Consider the following 21876-nt stretch of genomic DNA (forward strand, 5'->3'; position numbering starts at 1 on the left):
AACGTATCCTTCTCATATTCATTTGTCGGCGAGGATTTCCTCTCGAGCAGAAATCCAAGCGCAGTGTTCCATAATATATGGATGCTTAGCTAAACACTTTTGAATACACAGAGTCATTCATTCGTTGTGCGCACTTAATCTCCCATTCGATAACAATAGGTTTACTACGGTTTCGATGCTCATAGAGACTTGTAAAGAATTACCCGGGGTAGCAGTTCCTGCTGCTTTTAACCTAAGCGTTGTGCTCCTGACTTCCAATCGCTTTTGAGTACGTCTGGCGGCCTAGCCATCATCACGTCTCTTTTTCGCCTATTGGATATTCTTGTACTTCACCAATGCACTTGCTAGCTAGGTTGCAAAAGCGCTCCTGCTAAGTGATTTCTTCAATAAACACTCACATCCTTTCGTAATAACAAGTATGCAAGGTTCTGAAGAGAGCCTGTTTCGGCTAGATACCACCTGCCAAAATTTCAAACGACTGAATTACTTTTCTGGTGGTTTGTATATCCATCTCCTCTTTACAAGTACATAATAACATACTTATCAGATAATTGCAATGCTTTTGAATAATAAATTTAAAATTTTGAGAGAAATTATCGCGAAACAAGCCGTCCATTATATAGTATAATGGATATAATATGATATTCGTATAGAATAAGGATAAGGAGCATAGGCAATGAAACATTTGGTTATTGTGCGGGGCGGCGGAGAACTGGCCAGCGGCACGATTCATGCGTTATATCGGGCTGGGTTCAAAGTGCTGGTACTGGAGCAGAAAGAACCGTCTGCTACCCGGCGCAGGGTAGCTTTTTCCGAAGCCATGTATCGTGGTGAGTCCAAGGTGGAGCGTATTGTCTGTCATAAGGCCAAGAATCTCATTGAAGCCAAGGAAAGGCTGAAAAAAGGTGAGCTGGTCATGTTGGAAGACCCGGAGGCCCGCTGTGTGAAGGAATTAAAACCGCAGGTGCTTGTGGATGCGATTCTTTCCCATACGACTAATGGCACTACGCGGGATATGGCGGAGCATACCATTGCCTTAGGGCCGGGGTTTTGTGCCGGACGGGATGTGGATGTCGTGGTGGAGACCATGCGCGGCCATAATCTGGGGCGCTTGATCTATGAGGGGTACTCTGCCCGCAGTCAGGATATTTTCAGCAGCACAGTAGGGGCAAGTGCCAATATGGAACATTTGATTTTTGCTCCGGAAGAAGGGACTGTTGATCTTCTAAGCACCATTTCCCTGATGGTCAAAAAAGATGAGCCGCTGGCCCGGCTGCATACAACCGATGGCCGTACCATTGAAATAAAGGCGACGATTGATGGCGTTCTGCGTGGTGCGCTCCATAAGGGCAGCTGGGTGAAAAAAGACCAAAAGATTGCCGACATTCACCCGACTATGGGACAGGAGGAGTGCTTTACCATTTCCGATAAAGCCCGCTGTGTGGCTGGCTCGGTGCTGGAAGCCGTGATGGTCTGGGAGCACAAACGCCCCAAACGGAGATTCTTTGGCCGTGGTTGATTTTTGGGAAACACTGCTTGATTTTGTCTTTCCACCCCATTGTCCGCTGTGCCATGCTTATGTAGAGGAGCGCGGCTGTTGGTGCCCGCAGTGTCTGGCCAAGGCGTTGCAGCCGCATCGCCTGCCTCTTTCTGTGCCCATGCAGGCTGTACTTGCCGATGCATGGGCATTTGGCGTTTACAAGGGAAGTCTGCGGGATTTGATCCGTCAGTTGAAATATCAGGGCAGGCGCAGCAATCTGTCCTATATCAATACGTTGCTAACTGAAGCCGGTAACCTGCCGCAGGTAAGGAAAATGTTATCCGGCATAGATTTTGCCGTGCCGGTGCCCTTGTACCCCAAAAAGGAAAAACAGCGGGGCTTCAATCAGGCCGAACTGATATTTGGCGATTTCCTGAGCCGGCAGCATATACCTGTACAGCGCCTGCTGGCGCGTACACGTGCCACTCGTCCGATGTATGAACTAAGTGAAAGGGAACGGGCTGTAAATCTAAATAATGCTTTTGCCGTAACAAGGGCAGAGATGCTGGCGGGGAAAAAGGTCTTATTGTTTGACGATATTTTCACTACCGGAGCAACGATGGTGGAATGTGCAAATGCCTTGATGAAGGCTGGTGCGCATGCTGTGATTGGCATAGTGCTGGCAAGTGACCATGGCAATAAGTTTAATTAAGAGTAGGTATAAAAATCATTTATACCTACTCTTTTTGTCTATAAATGGCAACTTGTCATGAACAAATTTCTTTGCTAACATGACAGTGTCAGAAGGACGTATTCACGAAAAAAGGAGAAAGGACAATGGAACCACGCTGGGACGAATGTGAGATGATGGCTGTACGCCGTTTTATGGCGGCAGAGGGGCAGTGGGTAGAGGATACAAAGCCCACTTCTATCGAGCAGCTGCTCAGAATAGAGCTGAATGGGGAAATCATCGGTGAAAGTCTGTGTTCACCAGGGGACAGGCTGGATTTGGCTGTAGGCCAGCTGGCGCAGCGTGGGCTTCTGCAGCGGGCGGCAGATATTGTCCGTTTGCAAGTGGCTGATGGCACAGTCAGGGTGGAAACCACAGCCTGGGCAAAGGCTCGTGCGCGGCGGGCAGGGAAAGACCCTCGCTTTTACAGCCTTTCCCGCTTGCGAACCTGGCAGGGACGGGCAGAGGCGGCAGATACAGTGCATGTGGAAGCCGTGAAGGCCCTGCAGACTGCCAATATGCTCCTGGGGGAAATGGCGGCCACACATGAAGGCACTAATGGTGTGCACAGCGGCGTGATCTATGACCCGGGGAGGGACAGAATCCTGGTGTTTCGGGAGGATGTCGGCCGTCATAATGTCTTTGACAAGCTCTATGGCTGGGCTGTCCGTCAGGACATCATGCTGGCGGATAAACTGATTGTTTTCAGTGGCCGCTGCTCTACGGAGATGATGTTGAAGCTTTGGCGCATGGACTGCCGAATGGTGCTGGCCAAGTCTGTGCCGACCACGTTGTCTCTGGAGCTGGCAGACAAACTGGGCATAACGTTGATGGCCCGGCTGACTCGTGATGGATTTTCTGTTTATACGCATTCGGAGCGGGTATTGTAAAAAAAAATTATCCGTTTCCGATACTTTTTTTAAATAAAATCATAAACAGTTTTTATCGAGAATAGCTGCTACAATTTTTGAAGTTGATATAAGCATTATGAACTGGGTATGACTTTATATAAACCTAATATGTATGGTAAGAGGGAGGAAGTTTGGATGGATTTAACGAGACGTGACTTCTTAAAAGCCACCGGGCTTACTGGTATAGGACTGGCTTTGGCGGGGCTGGGGCTGGATATGCCCAAGGTTAAAGCTGCTGCCAAGGAGTTCAAATTGAAGGGGGCACGGGAGTTTACTTCTATTTGCCATTTCTGTGCCTGTGGTTGTGGTGTGATTGGCTATGTAAAGGACGATAAGCTGATTAATCTCGAAGGAGCCACGGATAATCCGGTGAATCGTGGTGCGCTGTGTTCCAAGGGGCTGGGATATGGCCAGATTCCCAATTCTGACCAGCGGGCCAAGACACCGTTGTATCGTGCCCCTGGCAGCGATCATTGGGAGGAAATCAGCTGGGATGACGCCATCGACAAGGCCGCCCGGGCGCTGAAAAAAGCCCGCGATGAGAATTGGAAACAGACGGAAGTAATCGATGGGCAGACGGTAGATGTACATCGTACGGATGCCATTGGCTTTATTGGCGGTTCTCAGATCAACAATGAGGAATGTTATCAGAATATCAAGATGGCTCGCGCTTTGGGTGTGACCTATATCGACAATCAGACCCGTGTCTGCCATGCAACAACGCCGCCGGCATTGAATGCTGCTTTTGGCCGCGGGGCTATGACCAATCATTGGGGCGATTTAAAACATTCCAAACTCATTTGGATTGAAGGCTCCAATATTGCAGAATGTCATCCTATGGGCCTTAAGAATGTCATGAAGGCGAAGAATAATGGTGCAAAAATCGTGCATGTGGATGTGCGCTACACCAGAACGTCAAAGATTGCTGACCATTTCTTCCGGCTGCGTCCCGGGACGGATATTGCCTTTTTGGGTTACATCATCAGCCATATCATTGAAAACAAAAAGTATAACGAAGATTATCTTCGCCGCAATACCAATGCGTATTGTATCCTGCGTGATGATTACCGCTTTGATGAAGGTATTTTTTCTGGTTATGATGCCGAAAAACATAAATACAACATGGAAACCTGGGGTTATGCCTTAGGCACAGATGGCAAGCCGCAGAAGGCAAATGACCTTTTTGCACCGAATACGGTTATGAGCCGTATGAAGGAGCATTTTTCCCGCTATACACTGGACAAGGTTTCCGGTATTACGGGAATGAAGAAAGAAGACATTGAACTAGCCGCAAAGATATTCTGTGAAAATTCGCCTACGGTGATGATGTATGCTTTGGGCATGACACAGCATACTGTAGGGGTGGAAAATATCCGCTGCTTTACCGTTCTGCAGCTTCTGCGGGGCAATATCGGCATTCCGGGGGGCGGCATCGATGCTATGCGCGGCCAGCCCAATGTACAGGCATCTACGGATTTTGGCATTATGTTCCAGTATTTCCCGGGATATCTGTCCTTCCCCACGGAAAAGACCAATACTTTGGCGAAGTGGACGAAGGCCTCGGGGACGTTCCGGGCAAAGTGGCTTAAAAATATGCTCAAAGCCTGGTTTGGCGACTATGCAACGCCGGAAAATGATTTTGGTTTTAATCTGATTGGTGTGCGCAACAGCAGTCATAACGATTCGATTTATGGTCTGTTTGAAGATGCTTATCGTGGCAAGGTGAAGTGTCTCTATCTTTGCGGTCAGAATCCGCAGGTGACGAATGCTAATCTTACGATGGTGCATGATGGTCTTTGCAAAATGGAAACGGTGATTGCACAGGATATTTTCGTCAATGAAACGGCAGAGTTCTGGAACCGTCCTGGCGATAATCCGGCAGATATTCAGACGGAGGTCATATTCCTGCCTGCCTGCTCGTATTTGGAACGGCGGGGGACCATCACCAATTCCATGCGTATGATTCAGTGGCGCATGGAAGGGCCAAAACCATTGGGCGATTCCAAGCCGGATTACGCAATCAACAATCTCCTGTGGCGGAAGATCCGCGAACTTTACAAGGATTCTACTGATCCCAAGGACGAAATCATCAAGCGTATGACCTGGAATTATTCTGATGATCAGACGGTAGAAGACATTTTGAAGGAAATCAACGGCTATGATTTGACTACGGGCGAACTGGTAACCGGTATCGGCAAACTCAAGGACGATGGTACGACCAGTTCCGGCTTGTGGATTTATGCAGGTGTTTATGGCGGCGGCAAGCATATGGCCCAGCGCCGTGGGCAGGAAGATGAAGGCGGTCTGGGCATTTATCCCAATTTCGGTTGGACGTGGCCCGATAACATTCATCTTCTCTATAACCGCGCTTCCTGTGATGAAAACGGCCAGCCTGTAGATCCGGAACACAAGATTGTTTGGTGGGATGCAGGGAAGAATCGTTGGGAAGGTTACGATGTCCCTGATGTAGGCAATCGCAGTGCTGCACCGGGAACTCCGGACGGCAATAAGCCTTTCCGCATGACCGGTGAAGGTTATGCCCGTCTCTTTGCTGCTGAATACAGTGACCCCAATCCGGACGGCATGACACGCGACCATTCCTATACGCCGGTGGACGGCCCCTTGCCGGAATTCTACGAGCCGGTGGAAAGTCCCACGAAAAATGCTTTGCACAGTGATGAACGTGCACAGTTCAACCCCTGTGTGGTTTATCCCCGTCTGCCTGAGAAACAGCGTATCGGTACGAAGGACGAATTCCCTTATGTGCTCTGCAGCTCCGGTATCGCTGAACATTGGTGTTCTGGTTCAGTTACCCGCAATGTCCCCTGGCTCAATGAGCTGGTGAAGGAGCCTTTTGTGGAAATGAGTCATAAGCTGGCTGACAAATTGGGCGTGAAACTGGGAGATAAGGTGAAGGTAAATTCTGCCCGCGGTGAAGTTACGGTCAAAGCCATGGTGACGGACAGAGCACAGCCTTTAACCATCAACGGGGAAGAAACGCATATGGTCTGGATGCCCTATAGCTGGGGCTTTAAGGGCTTAAGCAAAGGCCCATCGACCAATTACCTTACGATTGACGCTTTGGACCCCAATGTACAGGAACAGGAATTCAAGGCCTGTCTGGTCAATATCACCAAAGCATAACAGGAGAGAAAAATGAACCGAGCAGATCAAAAGATGCAGGAATATTTGGACAAACACCCTTTTTTACAGGAAACGGCAGCTGTACAGCAGGGCATGGCACAGGCTGTACACAATGTGGCAGGGCCTGTAGAATTTCCTGCACAGGATGAAATAAAAGCCCTTACGCAGACGGGGATTCCCTTGCTGCAAAATAAAGAAATACAGGAAAAAATTAGCGCAGCCGCTGTAAGTTTCCTGCCCCCGGTACTCATGGAACTTTTGGGCGTCGCTGTGCCGGAAGCTTTGGCAGCAGCCTTGCAGAGATTTGCCAAGTGGGCGGGTGAGCAGGAGCCGGATAAGCGCCGGGAGCTCATTCGGCTGGTTATCACGCAGGATGATGAAAATCTGAATGCTTTTTTGCAGGCAGAGAGTCTGCAAGGGGCAGTAGTCCGCGCCGTGATATGGCAGATTGTGGATGCGCTTGTTCCCGCAAAGCTCAAGAATCATGAATTCTGGCAGAAACTTGGCTGGGTGCGCAATTATTGTCCGGTATGCGGGCGGCAGGCCATCATGGCCCATCTGCGCAAGGAAAAAGAAGGTCGGGCAAGATTCCTGGTCTGTGATGGCTGTCATACGGAATGGCCCTTTGCAAGAGTAGGTTGTGTTTATTGTGGCAACGAGGATTTGACGAAGATGCATATTCTTGAGCCGGAGGGGCAAAGTGCTATTCGGCTGGATGTATGCGACGAGTGCCATGCTTATCTCAAAACCTACAATGAGGAGGGCGAGGAAGGGATTTACCTTCAGGATTGGGCAACTCTTCACTTTGATATGCTGGGCGAAGAACAGAACTTCATAAAAAAAGGAAGCGTTTTGCTGGAGAGCAAATAACGAAAGGAGAGTACAACGATGGCTCAAGAAATGGCTATGCTCCATGATGTGGTACGGTGCAGTGCCTGCCGCGCCTGTATGGTAGCTTGCAAACAATGGCATGATTTGCCGGCTGATATGTCCACGCCTTTTGAAGGACAGTATCAGTCGCATAAGGATTTAACTTCTCATACCTGGAATCTCATTCAGATGCAGGAACGTACCGATAAGAACGGAAATTTTCACTGGGACTTTTTCAAGAAACAGTGTATGCACTGTGAAAATCCTGGCTGCATGAACGGCTGTCCGGAAGGTGCTATAGAAAAGAAAGAATCCGGGGCTGTGGTCATTGATACGGAAAAGTGCGTGGGCTGCGGCTATTGCACAACCAATTGTCCTTTTGGCATCCCCAAGGTAGATGCAGAAAAGAATGTTTCCACCAAATGTGATATGTGTTTTGACCGTATTGAGGAAGGTATGACACCAGCTTGTGCCAAAACCTGTACAGCGGATGCCATTCTCTTTGGCACGAAGCAGGAAATGCTCAAAAAGGCGGAAGAACGTCTGGCCATGATTAAGGATACTCATCCCGATGCCAATATCTACAATCCTGCCGGAGTGGGCGGTGTACATATGCTCTATGTGCTGCCGGAAAAGCCGGAGGTCTATGGGCTGCCGGTAAATCCGCAGGTTTCGGATTCCATCAATCTTTGGAAAGATTTGGTACGTCCGTTGGGGAAAATGGCCGCTGGTGGAACCATCGCTGGCGTGCTGGGCCTTACTGCGCTTACCTCATGGCAAAGAAAGGGGGATAAATAAGATGGTGAATGAAAAATACGTCAAACGCCATACCAAGGGCTTTGTTTATTTGCATTGGATCAATGCCATCTGCTTTTTTATGCTGTTTTTGACCGCTTTGCCTCTTTATGCAGACACATTTGGTTTCCTTTACCAGATATTCGGTGCGAAAACTTTGCAATATGGTCATCGTTTTTTTGCGGTGCTCTTTGTACTTAATCCCATCATCGGGCTTATTACAGCAAGGGAGGGCATTTGGCGGATGTTCTCGGAAATTTTTAAGTTCAATGGCAAGGACATTACCTTCCTGATCAAATTTCCGTTGGAACTTATTGGCAAGCATCCCGATATGCCTAAGCAGGGCTTTTATAATGGCGGCGAGCGTATGAATATTGCCTTTCAGCTGGCTGCCTGGGCGGTGCTGGTCGTTTCTGGTGCCTTGTTATGGTTTGGTGACGGCTTTATCGACAATAGCATTCGCGCATGGATGATTCCCGTGCACAGTCTTTGTGCGGCTATCAGTTTTGCCGGAGCTATCGGTCATATCTATCTGGCGGTAGTGGTCAATCCGGATTCTGTACACGGTATGCAGGACGGCACGGTCAAAATGGATTACGCCAGTGCGCATCATGGAGAATGGATTGAGGAGCTGGAGAGAGAGGAAGAACACCGGGATACGCAGGAAGGCAAGGAGGCGTTGGAATTCTAAATAACTAATGCAAATTATCTGAAAATCTCATGGCTGGGTGATACAAGTCACTATGCCATGAGATTTTTTTTGTTATAATAAATTAAATTGGGATATTAGATGTTCGAGAATATGGAAAAGGAAGTGTTAAACATGATGGGGCAAGAAACGATTGCTGGCGTAATCCAGCTGCATTTGCGCAGGATTTTTCTGATGGTGGCAGCAGTGGTGGCGATTGTAGGCTTCAGCCTGTATCTGTTCACCAGCTATGTTGCACTGGTGAATGATGCCGGTGTTGTCCGCGGCGGCAGCCAGCGGATTGTAAAACAGGTGCTGGCAGGAGCAGATGCCAGCAAGACCACGGCGAAGATAGAGGGACTGCTCTCCGGGATGAGCAGCCGCATGCATATCGGCAGTTTCCCTGCCCGTAGGGACGAGGTAGAAAAATACTGGCAGGGAGAGGTTAAGCCTGCTATAGCAGATTATCAGCAGAGCAAAAATCCTGCTCATCTGTTGGAAGTAAGTGAAACTTATTTTGACAAAACTAATGCCATGGTGGATGCAGCCCAGACTATGGTGGATGTGATGGCGGTAATCCTTTATGTCCTGCTGGTGGCCTTTATCGCTGCCGTGTATCTTGTGCTGAAGCGAGTGACGGGAACTTTTGAAGAACGGGTGGTGCAGCCGCTTTCAGCTTTAGAGAGCAGCGTGAACCAGCTGGCTAAAGGGCATATGTCACAAAAACTCAGTTATCCCCGCAAGGATGAAATTGGTGCACTTTATGACCTGCTCAACGAAATGCGTCAGGAAATCCTCGGTTATGTACAGGATATCGAAAAGAATCTCAACACTATGGCAGGTGGTGATCTGGTCACGATTACAGATATGAAGTATATTGGCGATTATGCACCCATACAGGAAAATATCGCGCATATCCGCAGAACGCTGTGTCAGGAAATGCAGAGCATGGGTGATATGGCTGGCATGGTGGCAGTCAGTGCCGGCGAAGTATCCAAGGTTTCCCAGAGCCTTGCCGAAGGGGCCATGAAGCAGAATGAAACGGTGCAGGACCTTCAGACCAAGATTCAGGAAGCCATCGATGAAAATGCGAAGGTGGATTCGCTGGTGGATAATGCCTTAGAGGCCCGCAGGCAGACGAAGGACAGCATTGCCGCCACCCAGGAGCAGATGGATAACGTGGTAAAGGCCATGCAGGAAATCGGCACGGCTTCACAGGAAATCCGCACCATTTTGAGCACGCTGGATGAAATCAGCAGCCAGACGGCGCTGCTCTCGCTGAATGCGTCCATTGAGGCGGCAAGGGCAGGCGAAGCCGGACGGGGCTTTGCCGTGGTAGCGGAAAATGTGAGAAAACTTGCCGAACAGTCGGCAGACTCCACGCAGAATATCCAGCAGCTTATCTCCAATGCGCTGGCGGCTATTGACCGGGGGACGGAAGTGGTAAATAAAGCTGCTGAGTCTTTGGCCGGTACTTCACAGAATACTGCGGTAGTGGATGAAGCCTTCCAGAAGATGAAGGAGCAAAGCCTTACCCAGCAGAGCAAGATGGAAGAAGTCGGGGCGCTGTCGCAGGATATTTTAGGCGTAGTCACCGACAACAGCGCCGTATCCGAAGAATGCGCTGCTTCCAGTACGGAGCTGTCCAACTTCTCGGATTCCTTGAAGGAAAGTGTAAATAAATTCCGTACGGCTTAATAGGCTGATGAGGAGATGTATGCGTATGGCTTTGAGCAGTGTATTGCTGAAAATGAAAAACGGTCAGGAGGAACATGTTCGTTCCTGTTTGGCAGAGATTCCCGGCGTAAGCGTTGAGACGACGGCGCCGAGCGGGGAATTAATCGTAATCGTGGAAACGGATAATATTCAGGAGCTGCATAAACAGTGTCTGGCTATTGAACGCTTGGAAGGCGTGCTGGGCGTTTATCCGAGTTATGTTACCACGGAGGATGAATCAGAGGCTGAGAAAAAATAATTTTGAAGTGGTGACTCTGGCAACATAAAGCTGTGCTTAAATAGTATATAATGATAATGATAGCGAAGAAACAGAAGTAAGGGATAAAGGGGGGCGTTTATGGAAAGACGGTCTCTGATTAAGATGCTGCTCGGGGGCGGCATCTTCGGTTTGCTATTGGGAAATAGCAGCTTGCGAAAAGGGGAAGCTGGTTTTATTCGTCCGCCGGGAGCAGAGCCGGAAGAACTCTTTTTGGCAACCTGTGCCCGTTGTGGTAAGTGTGCCGAAGTTTGTCCCCTCGGCTGTATTAAGATTGCACATGGAGAACAGGGACTGGCTATCGGTACACCTTATATCGTGCCGGTAGAAGGCTATTGTGACCTTTGCATGAAATGTACGGAAGTCTGTACAACGGGGGCCTTAAAGCCTGTGCCGAAGGAGAACGTACGCATGGGACTGGCTGAGATCGACAAAGATATCTGTCTGGCCAGAAAAGGGGAGGACTGCAGGGTGTGTCATGCAGCATGTCCTTTCTATGATAAAGCGATAAAACTGGAAAATTACAAGTACCCTACGGTGGATCCGGATTATTGTACCGGTTGTGGACGCTGTGAAAATGTATGCATTGCCAGTCCGCAAAAGGCTGCTACCGTGAAGCCAAGGAATGATTAGGGGGTGCGGTATGAGGTCGTCCGTACGATTTGTTCGCAAAATTATCCAAATTTTCTTTATTGTCATATTACTGTTGCCGATATGGTATGTGGACCTTTTTTGGTATGGTACGTATATTTCGGCAGATTTAATGGGAACAGCTTTGACTGACCCGCTGACGGCGTTGGAAATCACTTTTGCAGGCAAGAGACTGTGGATGCCCTTGCTGCTTTCTGCTATACCGTTGACTGTGGCAGCCATCTTGGGCGGACGCTTGTTTTGTGGTTATGTCTGTCCGTTGAATTTTCTGTTGGAGCTTATTCCTGTGCGAAAAAAGAAAAATTTGCGGGAAAAACGGCTTCCCTTGCTCGCCTTAGGGATAACCCTGGCGTTGTCGCTGCTCATATCCCTGCCGGTATTCAATACGGTATCGCCGGTTTTTGCATTGATGCGGATGTTGCTTTTCGGTGTGGGACTGGAAATGGTATTGCTCTTGCTGGTCTTAGCTGCGGCCTTTGTCTGGGGGCAGAAGATATGGTGCCGTACGCTTTGTCCTTTGGGCGCTTTGTATGGTTTGCTGGGGAGCAAAAGGATTTTCACTGTTCAGGTCGATAAGCGTAAATGCACCCATTGCGGCAAGTGTGCAGCCGTTTGTTCCATGGGCACAGCTCCGGGGAAAAATAGCTGGGATGATCATATGCTCTGTACGAATTGTGGAGATTGCATTGATATATGCAAAGAAGGAGCGGTAAGGTTTACCGTGAAAAGGCGCTAGCGCCAATAAGGAGGGTGTATTATGAGTTTGGGAGAGAAAAAAATAAAACTGAAACATCTGGCTATAGCAGGCTTGGTTTGTATTATTGCCTGTACAGGAGCTTATGGCATGATTGAAGCGACGAATCAAAATACATTTTGCGGGGAACAATGCCATGAGATGGACCCCATGTATGTGACTTGGCAGCATTCCAATCACAAGAATGTGGATTGTGCGGATTGCCATGAACAGCCAGGCTTCACGGGCATGGTACAGTCGAAAATGAAGGGAACTAAGGAACTTATTTTGCATGTGACAGGTAATGTTCCGGACCCAATCAAGGTGCAGGATACCAATGAAGTAAATTGCTATAATTGTCATCAGGATAAAATCAAAGATGCTGAGGTTGCCGGGCTGCGTAAAGACCCTCATACGGCAAAGCATTTTGAGAATGGCATGAATTGTGTCACCTGCCATACGGGCATTGTGCATAATGATGCCGTCAACAAGGAACTGCCCAGCCGTGAGCGCTGTTATACCTGTCATCTGGATGCCATGGGTTCACTGTAAGGAGGGTCGGCAATGGATATGAAATTTACCAGACGTGATTTTTTGAAGGCTATGGCCATTTCGGCAGCCATGTTTACGGCAGGCTGCGGGACAAAGAGAGATACGCACAAGGGCCCTGTAGAGCAGAAGGATGCGGAAAAGTGGGTCAAGGGGGTCTGCCGTTACTGTGGCACCGGCTGCGGGGTGCTGGCTGGTGTTACCGGCGGCAAGATTGTGGCTGTAAAAGGCGACCCGGATTGTCCGGTCAACAAAGGCAGGCTGTGCGTGAAGGGCATCTTGCTGCCGAAGATTATGGATACCAAGGACCGCCTGCTGCATCCGCTGATAAGAAAAGATGGTCAGCTCGTGGAAGCCAGTTGGGACGAAGCCATGAATCTGGTGGTGTCCAAATTCAAGGAGGCCATTGAAAATTACGGCCCGGATTCCGTAGGCTTCTATGGTTCCGGTCAGACCTTTGCCGAAGAAACTTACACCATGCAGAAGATTTTCCGTGCGGGCATTGGCACGAACAATGTGGAGGGCAATCCCCGTACCTGTATGGCAAGTGCCGTGGCGGGCTTTGTTACCACCTATGGCGCAGATGAACCCATGGGAACCTATGCCGATATTGAGGCCGCCGATACCTTCTTCCTGATTGGCTCGAATTCTGCGGAAGCGCATCCGGTGCTCTTTTCGCGGATTATTGACCGGAAAAACAGTGACCCCAATGTAAAGATTATTGTGGCTGACCCCAGAAAGACGCGTACCGCAGATATTGCGGATTACTATCTGCCCTTCATTCCCAGCCGCGATTTGGCACTGATGAATGCCATGGCTTATGTCATCATCGAAGAAGGTCTTACCAATGAACAGTTTATTGCTGAGCATACAGAATTCATGAAAGGCGCCAGCGATAAGATTACCTATGATGAATATAAGGCCTTCCTGCAGGATTATGCGCCGGAGAAAGTGGAAGCTGCCTGCGGGATTCCGGCAGCAACCATCCGTGAGGTGGCCAGATTATTTGCTGACCCCAATCGCAAGACCATGTCTATGTGGTGCATGGGCTTTAATCAGCGTACACGCGGTGTCTGGGCGAACAATCTGGTACACAATCTCCACCTGCTCACCGGCAAAATCTGTACGCCGGGCAATACACCATTTTCCCTTACGGGACAGCCTAGTGCCTGCGGCAGTGTTCGTGAAACAGGCGGCCTTTCGCATATTTTGCCAGCACATCGGTTTGTGGCTAATGAGAAGCATCGCAATGAGTTGGAAGAAATTTGGGGTGTGCCTAAAGGAACACTGCCCTCTAAGCCGGGATATCATACTTTGGAAATGTTCAAAGCAGCTGTTACCGGCGATTTGAAATGCCTATGGGTGATGACGACCAATCCCGGCCAGTCTTTGCCTAATCTCAATTATTATCGGCCTGGCATGGAGAAAACCTTTATGGTGGTTTCGGAAACCTATCATCCAACCCGGACATCGGAACTTGCCGATGTGGTACTGCCGGCTGCACTTTGGATGGAAAAGGAAGGTGTTTATGGCAATGGCGAACGCCGCACCAATCATATTGCCAAAGCGGTAGAGCCGCCGGGAGAGGCAAGACCGGATTTGGATACCATCATTGATTTTGCCAAGCGCATGGGCTATGAAAAATTGGTGCCTTTCAAGACACCGGAAGAAGTCTGGGCAGAGTATCAGAAATGTCAGGAGGGTACGGACATGCAGATGGCCTCCTACAAGCGGTTGCGGGAAGGCCACGGCTTTACCTGGCCGGTACCCGATGACAATTCGCCGGAGACCTATATCCGCTATGCCGAGGGGTATGACCCCTATGTAAAACCGGGTGAAGGCATAAAATTCTATGCCCGCAAGAACAACCGTGCGGTTATCTATGCCCGTCCACAGATTGACGCGCAGGAAATGCCGGATGCAGAATATCCATTCTTCCTGACCACAGGACGTATGCTGGAACATTGGCACACGGCTACGATGACCGGGAATGTGCCGGAATTAAAGAATGCGGCGCCGGAAATGTATGTGGAAATCAATGAGGAGGATGCCAAGCGCCTGGGGATAAATGATGGCGATTTGGTAAATATCACTTCACGCCGGGCAACTTGCAAATTCAAAGCCAAAATCAATGGCCGCGGCAAACCTATGCCTGGTCTGGTATATGTATCCTTCCATGACAAGGAAGATGACCGTTTGATAAATAAGGTGCTGCTGGATGCATTTGACCCTGGTTCTAAGCAGCCGGAGTATAAAATCTGTGCAGTACAAATCAGTAAGGCTTCGTAAATTTTTCTCAATCGCAAAAAAGTAGCAGTTCCATAACACCTGGGACTGCTGCTTTTTGTTGTGCGGTGTTTCGCTTGTTTTGTTTTTATTGACATTTTTGTAGAATGGATTATAATAAAAAAGGTAGTTAGCCAACTAACTAAAATAGAGGGGGATATTATGAAACGGGAAATGATTCCCACTTTTGCAGAGCTGGAACGGCATAAACAAATGGTGCCAGAGATAAATCCGGCGGCGGTTATCGCCATGCTGAGCATAAAAAACGCCAGCGAAAATATACAGCAGTCCATACTCGATGTGCTGCAGCAGAACTATCATTTGTCAGAGGGAAAATTTTGTACGCTGATTGTTCTTCATCAGCATGGTATGCAGGGCATTGCCCCTTCGGAATTGGCGGCCAAAGTCGGCGTAACCCGGGCAACCATCAGCAATATGCTTCAGCGCATGGAACGTGATGGCCTGATAGATGTTCGTCCTGCAGCTCAGGATGGCAGAGCCAAGGTGGTCAGTCTGACAGAAGCTGGCTGCAATTTCATGGAGAAAATCCTGCCACCGCATTATTTGCGAGTCAGCAAGCTGATGGAGAAGCTGACGGAAGACGAACAGAAGCAATTGATTTCGTTATTGGAAAAATTAAGTGCGTAATGCACTTTATTTTATCTATATAGTTAGCTAGTAAACTAATTGAAGGAGAGAATAGAGGATGAACACAAAAGAAAAAGCCAAGCGTACAGGGATGATATTTATTGCCCTGCTGATTATTGGCGGGCTGGTGCTGATGTACAAGGGCAATGATGCACTGGTGCTGGCTACGGAGAAAAAGGAAGGGATACTTACCGCTGAACAGGTGAAGATGTCCTTTGATTCCGTCAGCGGGCGGCTGATTAAAGAGGCGGTCAAAGAAGGGGATTTCGTCAAAAAGGGCGATGTCATCATGGAACTGGATTCCACGGATACTGACCTTGCCATTGCCAAATTAAAGACACAGATTGCGCAGATGGAAGCGCAGATTGCGTCCACAAGCGGCACGCAGGGGATTAACTTTATGAAGGCGGATACCGATGAAAGTCAGAGTTATCGTGGTATTGACCAGCAGCAGGCGGCCTTGCAGTCCGCAAATGTCACGCTGAAAAATGCACAGCTTGACTACAATCGTAAAGCATCTTTGGTGCAGGCCGGTGCCATTGCTCAGTCCCAGCTCGATGATGCGGAAATGACCCTCAATGTGGCCCGGGCTAATGTGGAACAGCAAAAACAGCTGCTCAGCAAATTGACTGCCGCCACTAATGGCAGCGGTACGGACAGCATTGCGCAGGAACGTCTGGCAGCATCCAATATGGCTAATGACGTAGAAGCCCTGCGCCAGCAGAAAGCGGCCCTCGAAGTGCAGTTAAAGGAACTGGAAGTGGCTAAAGAACGTCTGACCCTGCGGGCACCGGAAGATGGCAAAATTCTCAAAGTGCTGGCTAAAGAAGGGGAAATGATTTCGCCGTCTACGCCAGTGGTATTGCTCGAAAGCAACCGCAGTTATTACGATATCTATGTCAGCGAAAAGCAGGCTGCAGGCCTCTCGGAAGGTATGGAAATTACCGGTACGACAGTAGCCGGCGAAAAGCAGGTTACGGGTACGGTACGTCTCTTGACGCAGGCTCCGGGCTTTGCCGATTTGAAACAGAGCCGCGAAAAAGGGCAGTCGGACCTTTCCGCGTTCCAGGTGCGCATTTACATTGACAAGCAGGATGGCATTTTGCCGGGCATGACTATTGGGGTGAAAGACAGTGAATTCACTAAGAGATGAAATTAAGTTCCTGTTTTCCGGTCAGGGCATGCCCTATGAAAAGGTCTGCATCATGGTGGCCATGGTCATCACGTTATTTGTGTCGGTACTGCTCACTGGCAACATTGCCAAGGATGTTAAAATCGTTGTTATCGATTTGGATAATTCGGCTTATACGCGCGAATTGACCAATCGCATAGATGCGTCGGAGTTTATGAACGTGACGGCAGTCTTAAATACGGCACAGGACCCCAAGGATTTATTCTATCAGGACAGGGCTTTTGCCGTGGTATATTTCCCCAGAGGTCTGGAAAAGGATAGATATACGGGGGTAGCATCCAATATTGGCGTGTTCTACGATAACACGAACTCGGCCAATACCAGTAACATCAAGGAAGCCTTAAATGAAATCGTGGGGCTCGATAATGCGGCCGCAAATGGTGATGTGGGCAGTACCAATGACAGCATTTACGGTAGTGTGAGCCTTGCAACCCGTAACCTCTTTAATCCGCAGGAATCTAAGGACAACGGGGAAACCTTAGGGTTTTTGTTCTTCTTTGGTTCCATGTTCTTTACCTTTGCGACCATTGGTATGATACCGCGTCTTAGGCTGACCCATCAACTGGACAAAGTATTACTTGAAGGTACGCCGTGGGATTTGCTGGCAAGGCTCATTCCCTATGCCTGCTGTCTGCTGGTATCCTGGGTGCTGGGGTTGGCAGTCCTGCGTGTATGGGGCGATTTGACCTTTTCGGGTAATCTGTTTACGTTTATTTTTGTGCAGATTTTCTATATCTTTACGGTGGGAACGCTGTCACTGATGTTTGGCTGGACGGCGGCCAACCCTGGTATTGCGTCAAGCCGCATGATTCTCTTTATTCCCGGTGGTTTTATTTTGGGCGGCGGTGCCGGGCCAACCACTTTCTTTGCGGATTGGGTGGTGAAGTTCAGCCATGTATTCCCGCTGACCTGGGAATTTCATTTTGAACGGGATATCATAGCCCGTGGAGCAGGTTTTTTTGATATTACGCAGACCTTTGGCGCATTCCTCATCTATATGGGGATTGTGGGGATTTTATTCTGTCTGCGGTTTAATGCGTCCCGCAAGGAACTTTTGGCAAAACAGGCAGATGCAGAACGTCAGCATAAACAGATGGCAAAACTTGCCAAAGAACTGACAGAATAGGGGATGACGTTATGGAAACAGCACAGATGGACACAGCTGCGATTATTGAGGAAATCAAAAAACGTCCCAAACAGGCGATAAAATGCGACCGCATTCTTCTGCCTACGGATGGTTCGGGGCAGGCATTTAAGGCCGTCAGTGAGGCCATTCATTTGGCGGCGGTGACAAATGCTGAAGTCACCCTGTTGATGGTCGTGGATTACAACAAAAATGTGGCGGCTTTTGAACAGGTCAGCCTGAGTGGTTATGTACCGGCGGAGCTTAAAATAGCTGCTTATCAGTTCTTAGCGGAACTCATGCATGTGATTCCAAGTGAAATCAAAGCGCATACCCGCGTGGAAGTAGGTGACCCTGGGGAGGTCATTTTGAACGTGGCCGAGGAAGAAGAAAGCGATATGATTATCATGGGGACCCATGGTTTCGGCACCTTCCGCAGTCTGCTGCAGGGCAGCGTATCCAGCTTTGTCACGCAGAATGCCAACTGCCCGGTTATGTTGTGCAAGGGGATGCCGGATGACTGGGATGATGAGGAACATTACATCAAGGGAAAATAACATAAGCGTAAAAAAATACCGTGCGGACATCATGTGTCAGCACGGTATTTTTTATGAAGTTTTACTTAGCCAACCAAAGTCTGGCCGAAGTAAACGATAAGGCCCATTGCGATAACGAAGGGCAGATAAACCTTAGCGGCAAAAGCCAGCAGCTTGCCGTCAGCACCAGACGTTTTGATAGCGGCTACAGCGATGGCAATACTCTGAATGGAAATCATCTTGCCGGCGCAGGCGCCCGTAGCGTTAGCCGCAGCAATCCATGCCTGTGCGGCAGGTGTAGCACCGATAGCCTGAGCAGCTTCGGTCTGAAGTTTGCCAAAGAGTACGCAGCTCGACGTTGCCGAACCGGTGATGAAGGTACCGATGGAACCGATAAAGGCGGCAATCAACGGATAAGCCGTGCCCGTTGCGGCAACAGCAGCTTCGGCAATCTCATGCGTCATGCCGGCATAGCCCATGACCTTTGCGGTCGCGATAACGGAGATAATCGTGAGAATGGTGAAGCGCAGGCCGTATACGGTCTTTTGGAGCACGCCGAGCATTTCGCCGAAACCTGCACCCTGCTTGGCACCGCCGATGAAGGCAGCCAGGAAAATCAGAACGCCCGGGGTAGCAACCCAGGTAAAGGTGTAAGGTGCGCCGCCTTCGCCATCATAAATCAGTACGGAGGACTTAATGAGATTCAGCGGGTCATGGATGGCCGGAATCAGTTTGGACGTAGCCAGCAGGAAGACGAAGATGAGAATGAATGGCAGCCATGCGGTAATGGCTTTGCCAGCCGTCAGCTTTTCGCCGTCATCTTCATGGGCGGGCATAGCGTAAGCCGGGTCATTGACCGGGAACATCTTGGCACAGGCCACGATAGCACCCATAGCGCCGATAGAACCAGCGACAACAGCCAGTTCCGGGCCCATGGTAGCAGCTACGGCCAGTTCCGGAATGAGGAAACCAAAGGACGCACCAAGGCAGGTAGCAATCATGCCTTTAAGAGCCTTCAGGGAGCCGCCGGCAACCAAAGTCATAATGAACGGGCAGAGGATAGTCAGCGGTGCCAGCTGCAAACAGGTATAAGTAGCGAGCGTCGTAGCATCGTTGCTGGTGACATTGCCCAGCGTAACCAGAGGAATACCGATGGAGCCGTAAGCAGTCGGCACGGAGTTGGCGACCAGGCAGACGCTGGCGGCTAAGATAGGATTGACGCCGATGCCAACGAGCATACTGGCAGGAATGGCGATAGCCGTACCAAAACCGGCCATGCCTTCCATGAAGCCGCCGAAGCCCCAGCCGATGAGCAGAATCAGCACGCGGCGGTCATTGCTGACGGAGGTCAGCATTTTCTTGATACCGTCCATGCCTTTCGTGTGTTCCGACAGATTGTAGGTAAAGATAGCGGCAATGATAACCAAAAGGATTGGCCAGCAGGCCAGAGCCACACCTTCCAGGAAGGCCTGGAACGCATGAATGGTGGTCATGTCGTAAAGACCGATGCCTACGACCACCGAAAGCAGGAGGGCCAGCAGGCAGGCCTTGTGAGGCTGCATGTGCAGTACGCACAGCGCTACAGCCAGCCAAAGGATTGGTGAAAGCGCAATCAGAAACAAAAAATCAAGTCCTTTCTTAATATAAGACCATGAAAATAATATGAATAAGATACTTCATTATATAAGCAGGTACTAAAAAATGTCAATGGGAGAATTAAAGGTTCTATCTTAAAAAAAGTGTGGAAAATCTAACAACTATCATAAATAAGTCATAAAAGTGGCACCGGCCCATGAGGTCTTATTCCTGCGTTAGTAGGTGCAGAAGTGACACCAGCCCATGAGGACTTATTCCTGCGCTAGTACGCGCGGGGCGCGTAAATCGCTTAGGAACAAGTCCTCATGGGCCGGTGAAGTTCATTGGTTACTATATTGTTTTCGCTAATGGCAGTATATTTAGCCTTCCATGGCAACTTCGAGTTCTTCGAGTGTTTTCTGTTTGCTTTCCTTGCCGAGCAGGATAACAACTGCTGAGATAATGACAAATACCGAAGCGAACATCAGGAAGATGGTGTTCATGCCGAAGGCGTTGCCGAGCATTACGCCGACCAGCATGGGGGCCAGCATGCCGCCGATGCGGCCAAAGCCGGCGGCCCAGCCGCTGCCCAGAGCGCGGATAGCGGTGGGGTACTGTTCCGGGGTGTAGGTGTAGATAACGCCCCAGGCACCGAGGTTGAAGAAGCTCATAGCAGAACCCCAGGCGAGTAATGCAGTGGAGGTTTCGGCGTTGCCGAAGAAAAAGGAGCAGACGCCGGAGAGCAGCAGGAACAGGGACAGGGTGTACTTGCGGCCAATCACATCTACGAGCCAGGCGGCGGCATAATAGCCGGGCAGCTGGGCAAGGGTCATGATGAGGACATATTCAAAGGTCTTGACGACTGCAAAGCCCTGTGCATAAACGATGGAGGGCAGCCACATGAAAATGCCGTAGTAGCTGAAGACGATGCCGAACCAAGCGAGCCAGAGCATGGCTGTACGGGTGCGGAACGGTGCACTCCAAAGTGCCGTGAATTTTGGCTGAGCAGATTTTTCCTGACGGGTCAGTTCAGACAGGTCAACTTCCCCCGTAAACGGCTGACTTTGAACGCCGAGTTTTTTCTCGAGCATCAGGATAACGTCCTGCGCCTCTTTTATGCGGTTTTTCGTCAGCAGGTAGCGGATGGATTCCGGCATATGCAGGCGGATCAGGAAGACATAGAGGGCGGGCAGGGTACCGATGACGAAGGCAATCTGCCAGCCAAAGGCGGGAATCAAGAGATAAGAGATGCAGGCAGCCACCAGCCAGCCTACGCCCCAGAAACTTTCGAGCAGGACGATGAAACGGCCGCGCAGATGTGCCGGCGCGTATTCGCTCATGAGGGTTGCGGCAACCGGCAACTCACCGCCGAGGCCAAAGCCGACAAGGAAACGGAATACGAGCAGGGATTCATAGCTCCAGGACAGGGCACACATACCCGTAGACAGACTGTAGAGCAGAACGGTTAAAGAAAATACCCGCTTGCGGCCAATGCGGTCCGCCAAAGTTCCGGCGAGCACTGCACCCAATGCCATGCCGATAAGCCCGATGGAACCAATCCAGCCCACCTGTGCAGGCGTAAGTGCCCACTCTTTGGCCAGTACAGGCAGGACAAAGGCAATAAGCCCCGTGTCCATGGAGTCAAAGAGCCAGCCAAGGCCCGTCAGTAACAATAGCTTGTAATGAAATGTGCCCACGGGCAGGGATTCCAAGCGCTGCAAAATCATAATGAATACCTCTTTCCTAAAATGCGACAACTGTCATGACAATGAAAAATAACAATATGCATTATACACTGTCTTGACACCTGTCGCAAGAGCGTTTTACTGATGTTTACGAATTTACGCGTTTTTTTTCCAAAAATGTAAACTTTTTTGGGGAAAGCAGTTGCAGGAAGCATGCAGGCTTGTTAAAATGTAAGATACGAAACTTATTGACCGGAAATAATAGCGGTTGAAGATGCCGCAGGAAA

General features: G+C 49.6%; 18 protein-coding genes and 1 pseudogene. 17 read left to right on the plus strand and 2 right to left on the minus strand.

Annotation, left to right across the window (positions count from 1 at the left end; all coding sequences use genetic code 11):
* Positions 1-676: 676 nt before the first annotated feature.
* The 17 genes and pseudogenes from yqeB to G598_RS0100605 all read left to right on the plus strand — a co-directional run bounded on the left by yqeB (position 677) and on the right by G598_RS0100605 (position 18350).
* Positions 677-1519: a selenium-dependent molybdenum cofactor biosynthesis protein YqeB gene (yqeB, locus tag G598_RS0100525; RefSeq protein WP_026765278.1), complete on the plus strand. Its 843-nt coding sequence runs from the start codon at positions 677-679 to the stop codon at positions 1517-1519.
* Positions 1512-2192 (plus strand): amidophosphoribosyltransferase, encoded by a 681-nt coding sequence (locus tag G598_RS0100530; RefSeq protein WP_026765279.1) that lies wholly within the window; start codon positions 1512-1514, stop codon positions 2190-2192. The genes yqeB and G598_RS0100530 overlap by 8 nt, the downstream gene beginning before the upstream one ends.
* Positions 2193-2317: 125 nt before the next feature.
* Positions 2318-3100, plus strand: a complete 783-nt coding sequence (locus G598_RS0100535; protein ID WP_026765280.1) for a formate dehydrogenase accessory sulfurtransferase FdhD — start codon at positions 2318-2320, stop codon at positions 3098-3100.
* A gap of 156 nt (positions 3101-3256) precedes the next feature.
* The gene (fdnG, locus tag G598_RS0100540) at positions 3257-6265 is read left to right on the plus strand and encodes a formate dehydrogenase-N subunit alpha (protein WP_026765281.1); all 3009 of its coding nucleotides are present in this window, start codon (positions 3257-3259) and stop codon (positions 6263-6265) included.
* A gap of 12 nt (positions 6266-6277) precedes the next feature.
* The gene (locus tag G598_RS0100545) at positions 6278-7135 is read left to right on the plus strand and encodes a formate dehydrogenase accessory protein FdhE (protein WP_026765282.1); all 858 of its coding nucleotides are present in this window, start codon (positions 6278-6280) and stop codon (positions 7133-7135) included.
* A gap of 18 nt (positions 7136-7153) precedes the next feature.
* Positions 7154-7933 carry a 4Fe-4S dicluster domain-containing protein gene (locus tag G598_RS0100550; protein WP_026765283.1) on the plus strand — a complete coding sequence of 260 codons (780 nt, stop codon included), beginning with the start codon at positions 7154-7156 and terminating at the stop codon, positions 7931-7933.
* Between the two features lies 1 nt (position 7934).
* A complete protein-coding gene (locus tag G598_RS16575) occupies positions 7935-8621 on the plus strand; it encodes a formate dehydrogenase subunit gamma (protein ID WP_051179732.1) in 687 nt (228 codons plus the stop codon).
* Between the two features lie 132 nt (positions 8622-8753).
* Complete coding sequence (locus G598_RS0100560) at positions 8754-10316, plus strand: methyl-accepting chemotaxis protein (RefSeq protein WP_026765284.1); 1563 nt, start codon at positions 8754-8756, stop codon at positions 10314-10316.
* A 25-nt stretch (positions 10317-10341) separates the two neighbouring features.
* Positions 10342-10593, plus strand: coding sequence for a chaperone NapD (locus G598_RS0100565; RefSeq protein WP_026765285.1), 252 nt, complete (start codon positions 10342-10344; stop codon positions 10591-10593).
* Between the two features lie 429 nt (positions 10594-11022).
* Positions 11023-11178 (plus strand): annotated as a pseudogene (locus G598_RS20415) (4Fe-4S dicluster domain-containing protein); the annotation flags it as partial.
* Between the two features lie 139 nt (positions 11179-11317).
* Complete coding sequence (locus tag G598_RS0100575; protein ID WP_245582714.1) at positions 11318-11998, plus strand: 4Fe-4S binding protein; 681 nt, start codon at positions 11318-11320, stop codon at positions 11996-11998.
* Between the two features lie 21 nt (positions 11999-12019).
* Positions 12020-12547, plus strand: coding sequence for a cytochrome c3 family protein (locus G598_RS0100580; protein ID WP_026765288.1), 528 nt, complete (start codon positions 12020-12022; stop codon positions 12545-12547).
* A 12-nt stretch (positions 12548-12559) separates the two neighbouring features.
* Positions 12560-14833 (plus strand): molybdopterin-dependent oxidoreductase, encoded by a 2274-nt coding sequence (locus tag G598_RS0100585; RefSeq protein WP_245582715.1) that lies wholly within the window; start codon positions 12560-12562, stop codon positions 14831-14833.
* 159 nt (positions 14834-14992) lie between these two features.
* Entirely contained in the window at positions 14993-15478 is a 486-nt protein-coding gene (locus G598_RS0100590) for a MarR family winged helix-turn-helix transcriptional regulator (RefSeq protein WP_026765290.1), read from the plus strand.
* Positions 15479-15536: 58 nt separating this feature from the next.
* Positions 15537-16631 (plus strand): HlyD family secretion protein, encoded by a 1095-nt coding sequence (locus G598_RS0100595; protein WP_026765291.1) that lies wholly within the window; start codon positions 15537-15539, stop codon positions 16629-16631.
* Positions 16612-17796, plus strand: a complete 1185-nt coding sequence (locus G598_RS0100600; RefSeq protein WP_026765292.1) for an ABC transporter permease — start codon at positions 16612-16614, stop codon at positions 17794-17796. The genes G598_RS0100595 and G598_RS0100600 overlap by 20 nt, the downstream gene beginning before the upstream one ends.
* 11 nt (positions 17797-17807) lie before the next feature.
* Complete coding sequence (locus tag G598_RS0100605; protein ID WP_336433135.1) at positions 17808-18350, plus strand: universal stress protein; 543 nt, start codon at positions 17808-17810, stop codon at positions 18348-18350.
* Between the two features lie 65 nt (positions 18351-18415).
* On the opposite strand, the gene G598_RS0100610 is transcribed toward G598_RS0100605, so the two are convergent.
* Both G598_RS0100610 and G598_RS0100615 read right to left on the minus strand, forming a co-directional pair.
* Positions 18416-19951, minus strand: a complete 1536-nt coding sequence (locus tag G598_RS0100610; protein WP_026765294.1) for an L-lactate permease — start codon at positions 19949-19951, stop codon at positions 18416-18418.
* A gap of 333 nt (positions 19952-20284) precedes the next feature.
* Positions 20285-21631 (minus strand): MFS transporter, encoded by a 1347-nt coding sequence (locus G598_RS0100615; protein WP_026765295.1) that lies wholly within the window; start codon positions 21629-21631, stop codon positions 20285-20287.
* Positions 21632-21876: the final 245 nt, after the last annotated feature.

Source organism: Selenomonas ruminantium subsp. ruminantium ATCC 12561 (assembly GCF_000424065.1).
Classification (GTDB): Bacteria; Bacillota; Negativicutes; order Selenomonadales; family Selenomonadaceae; genus Selenomonas_A; species Selenomonas_A ruminantium.

Bases quoted from the DNA above. Each gene is read 5' to 3' on its own strand.
- G598_RS0100595 (WP_026765291.1), top strand. From the start codon at position 15,537: ATGAACACAAAAGAAAAAGCCAAGCGTACAGGGATGATATTTATTGCC.
- G598_RS0100580 (WP_026765288.1), top strand. From the start codon at position 12,020: ATGAGTTTGGGAGAGAAAAAAATAAAACTGAAACATCTGGCTATAGCA.
- G598_RS0100545 (WP_026765282.1), top strand. From the start codon at position 6,278: ATGAACCGAGCAGATCAAAAGATGCAGGAATATTTGGACAAACACCCT.
- G598_RS0100535 (WP_026765280.1), top strand. From the start codon at position 2,318: ATGGAACCACGCTGGGACGAATGTGAGATGATGGCTGTACGCCGTTTT.
- G598_RS0100585 (WP_245582715.1), top strand. From the start codon at position 12,560: ATGGATATGAAATTTACCAGACGTGATTTTTTGAAGGCTATGGCCATT.
- fdnG (WP_026765281.1), top strand. From the start codon at position 3,257: ATGGATTTAACGAGACGTGACTTCTTAAAAGCCACCGGGCTTACTGGT.
- G598_RS0100550 (WP_026765283.1), top strand. From the start codon at position 7,154: ATGGCTCAAGAAATGGCTATGCTCCATGATGTGGTACGGTGCAGTGCC.
- G598_RS0100560 (WP_026765284.1), top strand. From the start codon at position 8,754: ATGATGGGGCAAGAAACGATTGCTGGCGTAATCCAGCTGCATTTGCGC.
- G598_RS0100590 (WP_026765290.1), top strand. From the start codon at position 14,993: ATGAAACGGGAAATGATTCCCACTTTTGCAGAGCTGGAACGGCATAAA.
- yqeB (WP_026765278.1), top strand. From the start codon at position 677: ATGAAACATTTGGTTATTGTGCGGGGCGGCGGAGAACTGGCCAGCGGC.
- G598_RS0100565 (WP_026765285.1), top strand. From the start codon at position 10,342: ATGGCTTTGAGCAGTGTATTGCTGAAAATGAAAAACGGTCAGGAGGAA.
- G598_RS0100605 (WP_336433135.1), top strand. From the start codon at position 17,808: ATGGAAACAGCACAGATGGACACAGCTGCGATTATTGAGGAAATCAAA.
- G598_RS0100615 (WP_026765295.1), bottom strand. From the start codon at position 21,631: ATGATTTTGCAGCGCTTGGAATCCCTGCCCGTGGGCACATTTCATTAC.
- G598_RS16575 (WP_051179732.1), top strand. From the start codon at position 7,935: ATGGTGAATGAAAAATACGTCAAACGCCATACCAAGGGCTTTGTTTAT.